Annotated in this window: 12 protein-coding genes; 4 read left to right on the plus strand and 8 right to left on the minus strand. The window is 38.6% G+C overall.

All coding sequences use genetic code 11. The annotated features are described in order from the left end of the window. Nucleotides 1-241 precede the first annotated feature (241 nt). The gene (locus AC504W_RS15990) at nt 242-925 is read left to right on the plus strand and encodes a glutathione S-transferase family protein (protein WP_494873278.1); all 684 of its coding nucleotides are present in this window, start codon (nt 242-244) and stop codon (nt 923-925) included. 126 nt (nt 926-1,051) lie between these two features. Here AC504W_RS15990 and AC504W_RS15995 read toward each other — a convergent pair whose 3' ends face one another. Both AC504W_RS15995 and AC504W_RS16000 read right to left on the minus strand, forming a co-directional pair. Further along, on the minus strand, nt 1,052-2,272 hold the full coding sequence (locus AC504W_RS15995; protein ID WP_494873279.1) for a glutathione S-transferase family protein: 1,221 nt from the start codon (nt 2,270-2,272) through the stop codon (nt 1,052-1,054). A gap of 34 nt (nt 2,273-2,306) precedes the next feature. Next, entirely contained in the window at nt 2,307-3,056 is a 750-nt protein-coding gene (locus AC504W_RS16000) for an SDR family NAD(P)-dependent oxidoreductase (RefSeq protein WP_494873280.1), read from the minus strand. 453 nt (nt 3,057-3,509) lie between these two features. On the opposite strand from AC504W_RS16000, the gene AC504W_RS16005 reads away from it, so the two are divergent. Further along, a complete protein-coding gene (locus tag AC504W_RS16005) occupies nt 3,510-3,953 on the plus strand; it encodes a GNAT family N-acetyltransferase (protein WP_494873281.1) in 444 nt (147 codons plus the stop codon). A 55-nt stretch (nt 3,954-4,008) separates the two neighbouring features. On the opposite strand, the gene AC504W_RS16010 is transcribed toward AC504W_RS16005, so the two are convergent. The 6 genes from AC504W_RS16010 to AC504W_RS16035 form a co-directional block, all read right to left on the minus strand. Beyond that, nucleotides 4,009-5,328, minus strand: coding sequence for a DUF58 domain-containing protein (locus tag AC504W_RS16010; RefSeq protein ID WP_494873282.1), 1,320 nt, complete (start codon nt 5,326-5,328; stop codon nt 4,009-4,011). A 48-nt stretch (nt 5,329-5,376) separates the two neighbouring features. After that, nucleotides 5,377-5,928 (minus strand): CPBP family glutamic-type intramembrane protease, encoded by a 552-nt coding sequence (locus AC504W_RS16015; protein WP_494873283.1) that lies wholly within the window; start codon nt 5,926-5,928, stop codon nt 5,377-5,379. 105 nt (nt 5,929-6,033) lie between these two features. Continuing rightward, entirely contained in the window at nt 6,034-6,984 is a 951-nt protein-coding gene (locus AC504W_RS16020; RefSeq protein WP_494873284.1) for an AAA family ATPase, read from the minus strand. A gap of 71 nt (nt 6,985-7,055) precedes the next feature. Further along, a complete protein-coding gene (locus AC504W_RS16025) occupies nt 7,056-8,144 on the minus strand; it encodes a DUF4350 domain-containing protein (protein ID WP_494873285.1) in 1,089 nt (362 codons plus the stop codon). Between the two features lie 3 nt (nt 8,145-8,147). After that, nucleotides 8,148-8,780 (minus strand): DUF4129 domain-containing protein, encoded by a 633-nt coding sequence (locus AC504W_RS16030; RefSeq protein WP_494873286.1) that lies wholly within the window; start codon nt 8,778-8,780, stop codon nt 8,148-8,150. Nucleotides 8,781-8,788: 8 nt separating this feature from the next. Beyond that, nucleotides 8,789-9,271, minus strand: coding sequence for a DUF2243 domain-containing protein (locus tag AC504W_RS16035; RefSeq protein ID WP_494878669.1), 483 nt, complete (start codon nt 9,269-9,271; stop codon nt 8,789-8,791). A gap of 266 nt (nt 9,272-9,537) precedes the next feature. Between AC504W_RS16035 and AC504W_RS16040 the strand changes: the two genes are divergently transcribed. Together AC504W_RS16040 and AC504W_RS16045 are read left to right on the plus strand one after the other, a co-directional pair. Beyond that, nucleotides 9,538-11,037, plus strand: a complete 1,500-nt coding sequence (locus AC504W_RS16040) for a bifunctional metallophosphatase/5'-nucleotidase (RefSeq protein WP_494873287.1) — start codon at nt 9,538-9,540, stop codon at nt 11,035-11,037. Nucleotides 11,038-11,339: 302 nt separating this feature from the next. Beyond that, complete coding sequence (locus AC504W_RS16045; RefSeq protein ID WP_494873288.1) at nt 11,340-11,909, plus strand: LemA family protein; 570 nt, start codon at nt 11,340-11,342, stop codon at nt 11,907-11,909. The last annotated feature ends 136 nt before the right edge of the window (nt 11,910-12,045 follow it).

The following is a 12,045-nucleotide window of genomic DNA, read 5'->3' on the forward strand; positions in this document are numbered from 1 at the left end:
ACTGGTAATAGTTAGATTTACTAACAATCATTATTACTAAGTATTACATATCTAGCAGTTCTATTCGATAAAAGAGGCAAGGAAGACATGTTGAGAGTAATGTTGTGTTTTCCCAAAGGATATGTAATACTCTTGATATTCTACGGCAATCCTATAGATTTATCGTACTTTAAGGTTGAGTAAACTTCTGTTTGCTTGAACTTTAAGGTGCAATTTAAACTGCCATACAAGGAAAAATTTCATGAGTAACCTCCAACTTTACTTCGCTAAAGCCTCTACCTTTTCTCAAAGAACCCGCGTAGTTTTGCTAGAAAAGAAAATTGACTTTACGCCAACTGAAATTGACTTACAGAACAAACCATCAGATTTTACGCAGATTTCGCGCTATGGTAAAGTTCCCGCAATCAAGCATGGGGATGTAGAAATTTATGAATCTGCGGTGATTAATGAATATCTAGAAGAAGTCTTTCCAGAGCCAGCTTTGTTACCTCATGATCCTACAACAAAAGCGATCGCGCGAATTTGGATTGATTACGCCAATACCCGCCTTGTTCCTGCGTTTAACAAGTTCTTGCGTGGTAAAGATGCTCAAGAACAAGAACAAGGGCGAAAAGAATTTGTCGAAGCGCTTTTGTATATTGAGCAAGAAGGATTAGGTAAGTTTTCTGGTAATGGCCCTTACTGGTTTGGCGAACAGTTTAGTTTAGTGGATATCAGCTTCTATCCTTGGTTTGAGCGTTTACCTGTCCTCGAACACTTCCGTAAGTTTACATTACCAACAGAAACACCCCGCTTGCTGCAATGGTGGAATGCAGTAGAAAGTCGTGAGTCTATTCAAGCAGTAGCAAATCCTGTCAGTTTCTATTTAGAAAGATTTGCCAAAGTGCTTGGTGAACCGAATGGTGTCGCGGTTGCTCAAAAGTAGCACCTAGCTTTTTTTGCTCAACTCCCCTCTCTATCATTTCTTTACTGTAGGGTTTCAAATTTGCGGTTACGGTTATTTGGGAAGTAGAAATTTCTACTTCCCAATTTTATGAAATTAATTATGAGCTTAATACAAAGATGCCAAAACCTGATCCACTGCGGCGCGGAATGCGGTGGCTGCACCAGCACTCATATCACGCGGCGCACAGACACGATTTCTGACGTAGGCAAGAGCGATCGCACCAACTGCTGATACTGTTGTTTCTATACTATTTTTGCCACCAGTGCGACCTCCTGGTAAGGGTGCGCTATCACCATGAATTAGATATTCTGCCAGCAGTCTTAAATGCAAATCTACTGCTTCTTTAATTGTGGTAATATCACCGTCTACAGCGAGTGCTTGCACACCGGAATTTTTGATAATATCTGCGATCGCAACTTCATGGTTATCACTGAGTCTTTCTGCTGCTTCGGCGCGATATTGAATAGCATTACTATCTGCTGTATTTAAAGGTAAGGCGTTTCCTGTTGGTTCAATACCAAATCTCCGCCGCAGCAGTAAATTATTGGTGATGTCGTCTGATTTGACTCGATGATAAGCAGGACGTTCATTCAACGCTGCAAACCAAGCATTAATTCGTGGAAAGCGGAGATTTCCTTTGATTTGATAGCCCCGATACACAGGTAAATTCGCCGCCAGTCTATCTAGATGGGGGCTATACATAATATCAACCAAGCTAAAGGTTGATAAAAAATAGGGGCCTGGATATTTGCCTAAAGTTTGCTCCAACTCGTCTAGACTGGCTTCAAAGGTCGCTTGCAAGTTAGCTAACTCATCCGCATCGGTCGGAGTTTCCCGCAAGAACTTATAAGCAAGATTGCGAAAACCATTAGTCTCTGCATCTTCCACCCACTGTCTAGCTACAGCGTTTTCTTCTGGATCTTCAGGAAGTAGTGACGGACTAGGAAATCTGGCTTCTAAAGCTAAGAGAATATCCTTAGATTCGTAGACTAACTCACCTTCAATTTTGGCTGCTGGGACAAGGGTTGTGGGAACTAAATCGGTATACCATTTGGGTTTATTGCTTAAGTCAATAAACTCTGTTTCAAAGGGAATTTGTTTTTCTTCTAAAGCAAACCACACTCTTTCACAAAAAGGACACCAAGAGTTTGTATCGCGGTAAAGCAATACGGGTGGTGTGGTGCCTGGTGGTAGTTTATGCAGACTGCTAGGAATAGGTGCAGTAGATGGAGACTGTCCTGGTCGCCGTACCCGCCGCGCTGGGGTATGTTTTTGAGCAATTTCCGATAACTGTTCCCAGGTAGATGCTGTAGTTGGAGTGGTCATATTTTTGTAATTTCCAATAATGTTGGGGAATTAATTACCATCCCTGTTGTGTGGGACGGATGAGAATTTCATTTACATTCACCCGTGGCGGTTGAGTCACTGCATAGACAATAGCTGCGGCTATATCTTCGCTTTCTAGTGGGGTGACTGTTTTACGTCGTTCTTCGCTGCGTTGTTTGGCGATGGGGTCGTCAATCAAGTCGTTGATTTCTGTATCAACTAAACCGGGTTCGATGATAGTGACGCGGATGTTATGTTGGTAAACTTCTTGACGTAATGCTTCCGAAAAACCATTGACACCCCATTTTGTAGCGTTGTAAATCCCAATCCCGGCTCTAGCTGTACGACCCGCCACTGAAGAGATGTTAACGATATGTCCAGAATTTTGTGCTTTCAAAATTGGCAAAACGGAGTGTGTCGCATACAGCACGCCTAAAACGTTGATATCAATCATCCGTCGCCAATTTGCTGTGTTACCGCCGTCAATCTCGCCGATAACAGCAATTCCCGCATTGTTGACTAAGATATCAACTCTTCCCCAGGCGGCGATCGCTTTATCTACCAAATTTTTGACTTGGGCTTCATCGGTAACATCTGTAACTATCGGTAATGCTTTGCCGCCATTCTCCGTAATCTTTTGCGCTACTGCATCTAATCGGTCAGAACGCCTTGCAGCAATCACTACTTGCGCTCCTTCTGCGGCTAAGGCGATCGCAGTTGCTTCACCTATCCCCGCAGAAGCTCCAGTAATAATTGCTACTTTTCCTTCTAATTTACCTGTCATATATTTATCCCAATTAACAGTTCACGACTACATTGCTCATCAATAAATTGCTGCTTTGCCTTGCTAATAGCTTGATTTTTAGAACAGTTTGTGAGATATTATTTAAATAATATACGGTTTGTTTATCAATTTAACGTATTTTATGAAAAATAACTTCTCAAAGAGATTTTTTATAAAAAGATAAGCTGTATTTATTAAATGTTTTATCGGATTTTGATAAAACTCATCTACCAAAAAGCTGACTTCATAGTTGCTGGCTAATTTTTGTGATTCAACAAGAATTAAGATGCTATAGCAAAATCCGTATACTGCCTCATCTACGGTTTATGAAATGCTAGTACAATATGTCTCTATATCTGGGTTTAATTTGCGATTGCTCAGTATTTCTTGGATTATTTGCAACGCTTGAACAGTCTATAGGTGTAAACTACATTGAAGTGATGAGGATACTCAATGGAAGTTTTCTTGGCTAATATTAATCATCTTGAAAGTGTTTCAGTAATATTTAATCAGTATCGTATTTTTTACAATCAGGCATCAAATATTGAAGCTGCTAAAGAGTTTCTCGAAGAACGTTTCAAGAATAAGGACTCGGTAGTTTTTGCAGCTAATGAGAATGGGGAGTTAGTTGGATTTACTCAGCTTTATCCTAGCTTTTCTTCGGTGTCGATGAAACGAGTATGGATATTGAACGATTTGTATGTAAAAGAGTCATATCGCCGCAAGGGAGTTGCAAATTTATTGATGAGTGCTGCGGAAGAATACGCAAAAGAAAGTGGAGCAGTTAGAGTAATTTTAGCCACTCAAATTTCTAACATAGCCGCGCAAAAACTCTATGAAGTGCGAGATTACATTAAGAATGAAGAGTTTTACCATTACACTTTGCGGTTGCAGTAGTGGCATAATACTCGATGCTGGATGTCCCTAAACTACAACAAAACGTACTGAAATCTTACAGCTGATTTCTGGCTTTAAGTTGCAGATATCTTTCAACCAACTGATCAGTAATTTGATTTGCTGGTGCATCAAGTACCAAGACACCCTTTTGCTTTAATTGAGCAAAAGCAACTTGACGTTGTGCTAATAAATCTAAAGCCACAGCACGACTGTAAGCGGCTGTGACTTCTTGAGTAAATGTGTGCGCTAGATGATCAACTTGGGGATCTCGCAAAGTGACGCAGAAGGGTAGATATCTTGGTGCTAACCGGGAAAGTGCGGCTAATAATTCAGTAGAGGCGGTGACATCAACTAAATCGGTGATGACAACTACTAAGGCGCGGCGAGTTTGCCTTTGTACTACATTGGTAACAGCACCTAAATAATCAGATTCGAGTAAAACTGGTTGAATTGGCGTGAGATAATCAATTAATTTACCGAGATGAGATTGTCCGCGTTCTGGTGATACCCATGTGTGCATTTGGCGGTCAAATACACCCACCCCGACGCGATCGCCCCGATGTAATCCGGCTAATGCTAATGATAAAGTAGCATTTAAACCCCAATCAAATCGCTGTAAGCCTTTGACTTGTGCTGTCATCAGCCGACCACGGTCTAATAAAATAATCAAGGTTTGTTCTTGTTCTGGTTCTAATACCCTGACTAAAGGCGGTGTATTCCCAGTAGTTCTCCTGGCGGTAGCTTTCCAATCAATAAAGCGCAAATCATCACCAGTGTGATAGTTCCGCAGTTCTGCAAACTCTGTACCGATACCCATCCGGCGAGATTGGCGGATGGAACCTGATGATTGTAAGGTGAGGCGAATAGAGAGCGATCGCAACCCAATTAAATCAGGATAAACTTTGACTGAAACATTTTGCGGTATTTGCCAATTATGCCAAGCTAACCCCCAACTTCCCAACTGTCGCACTTGAATATTTCCCCAAGGAAATTCGCCGCGTTGTCTGGGGTGGACAGTGTAAGTTAATTCTTGGGTAGTGTTAGTGGGAATAGTGGCGGTGAGTGTCGGGGTAGATACGCCAAATTCTGGGGGATAGTAATCACGAATTTGAATGATTGCGTCAGTATTTGCGGCTGTTACCGTCAACATTACCGGATTATCTCGCCCAATCGATAAACGTTGCGGTAAGTCGCGCTTGATTTGCACTCGTAATGGACGGACTCGCAACCCATCCACAATCATCAATATCAGAATAATGGCATCGAATAATAAAGTGATGGCGATGCTAACGGGAATGGTGATAAATAAGGATAGGATGGGAGCGATCGCAATTCCTAATCCTAATAAAAAATAAACTCTTCTTGCAGGAACCATTTTAAAAATATAAATGATAATTTTACGCTGAATAATTCAATCAATTCATCAAGTACTCAGTTTTTCATATCCACCAAAAAGTACTAGCCAAACTACTACAATTATCCAGTGCATTATAACTGAAGGCCATAGAGAGCCACTTTGTAAATAAGCAACAGTACAAATAATGCCTAAAATTCCTGCCTGGAATAAAAATATTACATTCATAAAGGTGGGATTCCCAGCCGGATATGCTGTTAAAGCATTGAGAGGATGGTAAACAATAAAAATTGCCAAACTTACACATCCCCACAACATTTTTCTTATCTTAGTCACCTCTTCTGTAATGTGAGGTAGTAGTAAAACTCGAAAAAATAACTCTTCAGTAATTGCTGGTGCAAATAAGCAAATGCCTACAACCTTAAAAAAATCTCCTAGTGTTAATTGCGCCCACCCAAATTTTAGAAATCCAGAATATAAACCAATTGGTAAAGTAATTAATGAATAAAACACTAACATTATTACTGTTTTAAACCAATAATCTGGAGATGGAATCGTTAATATCCCTTTGGTCAAACGAGGAACTATTAAATTGAATATTCTATTTTGATTGTTGCTCATTTGACGATGGATTGCTTTGCATACTTGGTTAGATTTTGTAATTAATATTTAAATTAGAGCTAGGATTGACTAAAGCTAATTCATTACCTGTTAGGTCTTGATTTCTCATCGGGGGACTTGTACTTGATTAATTACTGACGCAATAATCGCATCAATTTGTAAACCATCTAGCATCGCTTCTGGTTTAAGAAGCAAACGATGACGTAACAAAGGTGAAGCTACAGCTTTCACATCATCTGGTGTGACAAAATCTCGTCCAGCTAACCATGCGGCGGCTTGGGATGTTTGTAACCAAGCACCAGCAGCACGGGGTGAAGCACCTAAAGCTAAATCTGGAAATTGGCGCGAAGCTCTCACTAAAGCTAAGAGATAATCGATAATCTTTTCAGAGACTTGCACTTGTTTCACTTCTTGCCGTGCTTGTAAAATGTCTGCTACGGTTGCTACGGGTTTTAAACTAGAAATATCTATACGTCGCGCTGCAAAACCGGCTTGGCGATTGAGTAACATTTGTTTTTCTGCGGCTTGGTCGGGATAATCTACTAATAGTTTGAATAAAAACCTGTCTAACTGTGCTTCTGGTAAAGGATAAGTCCCTTCAAATTCCAAAGGGTTTTGTGTCGCAATTACCCAAAATAAATCCGGTAAAGGTAAACTTTCACCATCCAAAGTTACTTGCATTTCTTCCATTGCTTCTAACAGCGCCGCTTGGGTTTTGGGAGGAGTGCGGTTAATTTCATCTGCTAGAAGCACTTCTGTAAAAACTGGCCCTTTCTTTAAGGTGAAATTACGACTATTTAAATCAAAAATATTTGTTCCTGTAATGTCGGAAGGTAACACATCTGGTGTAAGTTGAATGCGACGAAAGTCACCTTGAATTAACTGCGCTAAAACTTTAACTAAAAGTGTTTTACCTGTTCCGGGTACACCTTCTAAAATTACATGTCCACCTGCTAATAAAGCCACTAGCAACTGCTTTATGAGGCTAGATTGTCCGACGATAATTTGATTAAGGTTTTGGTCAAGGTCAATAAATACAGAATGATTTTGGCTCATAATTTTTATGAATAAAATATTCAAGCATAAACATACAGCTGTTGCTGTCAAAGTTGGTGCAAAATAGGAAATTACTTGGGTATTTCCTTCAGGGTTCGCCATTTTGCCAACCAGCTTAACAGTTCTCGTTCACTTATGCGCTGTTTTTGGGTAGATAATTTTAATACTGCGTCGAGTTCTGCTGTATTTGTACCTGTTTTTTCTTGCCAAACTTGCAAAAGTGTTTGGTGTTCTAGTAATGTTGTGCCTAATCCTAAAGCTTTTTGCAGTTGTATTTGTTCTTCTTTACCTACCATTTCTACAACAAAGTTGCTAGATTCGGCTTTTTCTAATACTCCTGCTAGTGCTTGGATATATGCTTGGCTGTTATCTACAACTGGAGTTTCTAAGGCTATTGGTTTACCAAAGCGTTGATTTTTTGCCCAAATTAAGACTAATAGTAAAACTCCTACTTGAACTAGTGCAGGAAACAGCGGTGTTTTGGCAAAATAGCTGAATAGGTCGCCTTCACCTTCACTCTGCTTGACATCTGAATCTTTATAACCATGAATATATTCATCTACAAATAATTGGTTGCCTTTTTGGTTAACTAAGCTGGCAAGATATTGAAAGTTGCTTAAATTATCTTGATAGGCATTAGCTGCTAAATAGGGAGTATTAGAAAAAATTACTTTACCTTTTTCTTTTTTTTCTTCCCAAACAACAGCACCAAAGCGATCGCCTAAAGAAATGCTTGGTTTTTCTACTTTGATATTACGTCTTTTTGTGGCAATTACAATATCACCAAAATTTGATTTTTGCAGAGAGTGAAATTTAGCTTCTGTTACAGGTGTTTTGACACCTAAAATTACTAAATTATTGCCTTTATCTAACCATTCCTGTTCGTCAAATAACAAATAAGCTTCCCTAGGGGAACTACTCACCCTTAACATAGTGACAGGAGTTTTTTCAGGTTTAAAATTTTCTAGAGGCTTTTGCCAACGCTGAATAGTTATTCCTTGTTGCTGCATATAAGCATACCAAGCACCATAGCCATCAGCAGCCCGACTATAAGTAGAACCAGTGTAAATTTTAGTATTAGGAGCAGCGAATAAACTAAGTAAAATTATTACACCAAGTGCGATCGCTCCTATCCAAGCAACACGATTTGATTTTTTCATAACTTAAGTGCTGAGTGCTGATTTGTGTTGTTGATTAATAATTTCTTGATAGGCTTGCTGACATTGTTGATAATTTTCTGGCAATATCTCAGCATTGCCGAAACATAATTGTTCATGGGTAGTAATCAAGGTTTCGTAAGGTTGTACTGGGGTAACAGTTGAACGTAACACCTGTAAATATTCGCCATCGGTACGGCTGAATTTATGCGGAACGAGCTTGGTATCATGCAGGTTTTGTAAAATTGCTAAGTACAAACAACGACAAGCTTCACGATAATTACCCTGACGGTAAAATTCTTGCGATCGCTCTAGCAAAAGTGCTACAGATAAATCATGAGCGCGATTTCTCGCCGCAGCATCCCCAGCATCTTTACCCCCAGATAACCAAGAATATATATATGGACTGAATTCTTGCCATAAGCGCCAAGCTACGAAAGCCAAAAATACTGCAAGTATCAGCCAAAACAACAAAATTAGTAAATTACTCAGCCAAGGACTAATTTTCCAGTCTGGCGACAAGTTTGGTACAGAATTTTGAAAGCGGTCAAATTGGTATTCTATCCATTCGCCGATTTGTTGCTGAAATTGAGATACTTCCCAACTCCAGCTAGTTTTTTCAAAGGTATCAGTAGTCATAAAGAAAGTTAGTAACTTTTTTTGCTCTTTTGTAGCATTATCCAGCCAACAAACACAAGCAACGCACCAAATACGAGAAATCCCAAATCCCAAGCTAACTGATTTGTTCCTGGCTTCACATGATGGATACCGAGAATTTGGTGGTCAATTATGCCTTCAACTACATCAAATAATCCTGCTCCGATGAGTATAGACCCAAAAAAGGTTGATGATGACCAATCAACATCATCACGACCGCCAGCACGCCACAAAAGGATGATTCCTGTCACGGTTAATCCAAAGTCTAAGGCATGAAATAAGCCATCCCACACCATATTTAAATCTATATTAGAGTCGTTGGTTAAAGGTTTAATAGTACTGACCATGTGATGCCATTGCAAGATTTGGTGCAGTAAAATTCCGTCAATAAAACCACTTAAACCCAATCCTAAAATAATTCCCGCGACAATCAGCGGTCTTTGTTGATGCACAATTTCACTTTTAGTCACAATTATTAACCTGAGATAGAAGTTGCGTTATTACAATAAGTTTTTATCTCAGGGATATCTTCTATCTTTTGGTATTACCTGAATTTTTAGCTTTTTTATTATTTGCAAAAAATATCACCGACTTCTTATAGAAGTCGGTGATATGCAACTCACTATATATTAAGTAAATATTAAATATTCAAATGTATATTTGATTTTGGCAATATACGTAGTGGCGTGACAAAAATCAATTTATCAATTATCTAGATAAAATCTGCTAATCAAAAAATATGAAACATATATTACCTGGGTGCAGCATATTTTTACAGCTATTAGCTACAGTTACTTTCACAACTCCGGTATTTGCAGAAATTGTCAATATTAATCTCTTGCAGCTGAATGACATCTACGAAATTACACCAGTGGAAGGGGGAAGTCGTGGTGGTTTGGCGCGTGTCGCTACTGTAAGAAAACAATTACGTCAAACAAACCCGCGCACTTATACTGTGTTAGCTGGAGATTTTTTCAGTCCTTCGGCTTTAGGAACAGCCAAAATTAACGGTATACCTTTAGCAGGACAGCAGATGGTAGCTGTGTTGAATGCTTTAGGTTTGGACTATGCAACTTTTGGCAATCATGAATTTGACTTACCAGAAAACTTATTTTATCAACGATTGCAAGAATCTCGGTTTCGTTGGTTTTCTGGGAATGTGTCGGATAGTCAAGGTCAACCTTTCAAAAGTGTCCCTAGGTCGATAGTATTTAATGTTAAAGGCGATCGCGGTGCTATTGTCAGAGTTGGGTTAATTGGTGTCACTCTCGATAGTAATAAACAAAAGTACGTCAGTTACACAGATCCCTTAACGGTAGCCAAACAGCAGGTAGCAGCGTTGAAGGGAAAAGTCGATATTTTGGTAGCTGTAACTCATTTACCCATAGAGAGCGATCGCACACTTGCAGAAACAATACCAGAAATTGACCTGATTATCGGCGGTCACGAACACGAAAATATTCAACAATGGCGGGATCGGGATTTTACCCCAATATTTAAAGCCGATGCGAACGCACGTACAGTATATATTCATCAACTGCGCTACGACACCAAAAAGCGTAACCTGGAAATTAACTCTCGTTTAATGCCAATTACCGATAAAATTCCTGAAGAACCGAAAACAGCACAAATAGTCAAAGAATGGCTAAACCGCGGTTATCAAGCATTTCGCGCTAATGGTTTTGAACCAACCCAAGAAGTAGCTAAAATTCCCGTTCCTCTAGATGGTTTAGAAGCCAGCGTCCGGAATAAACCTACAAAGCTAACCAAGTTAATTGGTGAGGCGATGTTGCAGGAAGTTCCAAATGCAGATTTAGCTATATTTAATGGTGGTTCAATTCGAGTTGATGATGTAATTCCGCCAGGGTCAATTACGCAATATGATGTCATTCGCATACTACCTTTTGGTGGTAAAGTTGTGGCGGTAGAAATGAATGGCGAATTATTAAAAAGAGTACTAGAGCAAGGACAAGCTAATAAAGGGACTGGTGGCTACCTGCAAACAGCTAAAGTTACTCAAGAAAAAAAATCCGGACATTGGTTAATTAATGGTCAAAATCTTGATTTACAAAAGATTTATACAGTGGCTATTAATGATTTTTTAATTAGCGGTAAAGAACAAGGATTAGATTTCTTAAATTTTCAGCAAGCTGGAATTAAGTTAATTACAGAAAAACGTGATATCCGTTTTGCGGTAATTGACCAATTAAAAAAACAAGCAACTCCTCTAGCTCATTGACTCGTGAGATTCAGATCCCCGACTTTTTAAAGAATTCGGGGATCTAATTGTTCAGAAATGAATTTAAGTAAATATACCTGAAAAAATTAATAATAGATTTTAATTTACATTAATACTAAATGTTCAATCATCGAACTCAAAAATAAGCATACTAAATATATAACCTATTTCATTATTTATACTGATTAAAACGATAATTTAAGAAACTTATTACCTAAAAACACTGTTATTAATTAGCACTAATTGATACTAAAATCCATATTAACAGGTTTAAATCAGTTGATATATTTACAGTTACCAATATGTCTATTTCACCAGCTTTAGTATTATTTACATTCTGGCTGATAACTGCGTGTATATTTGCCAATCTTTATAATAAGTTGATTAAAAGTAAAAATCAGGTTGATTATGCCTTCTCCACCATTGATGTATTGTTGCAAAAAAGATGGGATTTGATACCTAATCTTGTAGCGATTGCAGAAAAATATATGGAATTTGAGCAGAAAACTTTAACCGAAATTGTCAAACTCAGAACTAAAGTAATTTCAGAACGTGTAAGTGAAAGTACAAGAGTGACGATAGAAGACCAAATATCTAGAAACTTGGATAATATCATCATCGCAGTCGAAGCATATCCAGAACTCAAAACCAACGAGCATTTTATCCAGTTACAGTATTCGCTGACTGAAATTGAAGAACAGATTTCAGCCGCGCGAAGATTTTATAACAGTGCTGTCACCGAATATAACAATGTTGTGGAAATGTTTCCCACAAATTTGTTTGCATCATGGATGAACTATCAGTTAAAAGTACAATTCCAAATTTTGCCCCAAGAAAAACAAACTGTAAATGTTAGAAATCTATTTAGCTAATATCTTAGGCAATTTTTAATAACTATAGTGAACTGTCTAATCTAAAGTGTGGCATTAAAAAACTAATTGTATCCGCAGCCTACAACAAGTCGCCACTAATTAATATTTCTTGTATAAATAGCCTCTAATCAAACCA

This window comes from Nostoc sp. C96, from assembly GCF_059384975.1.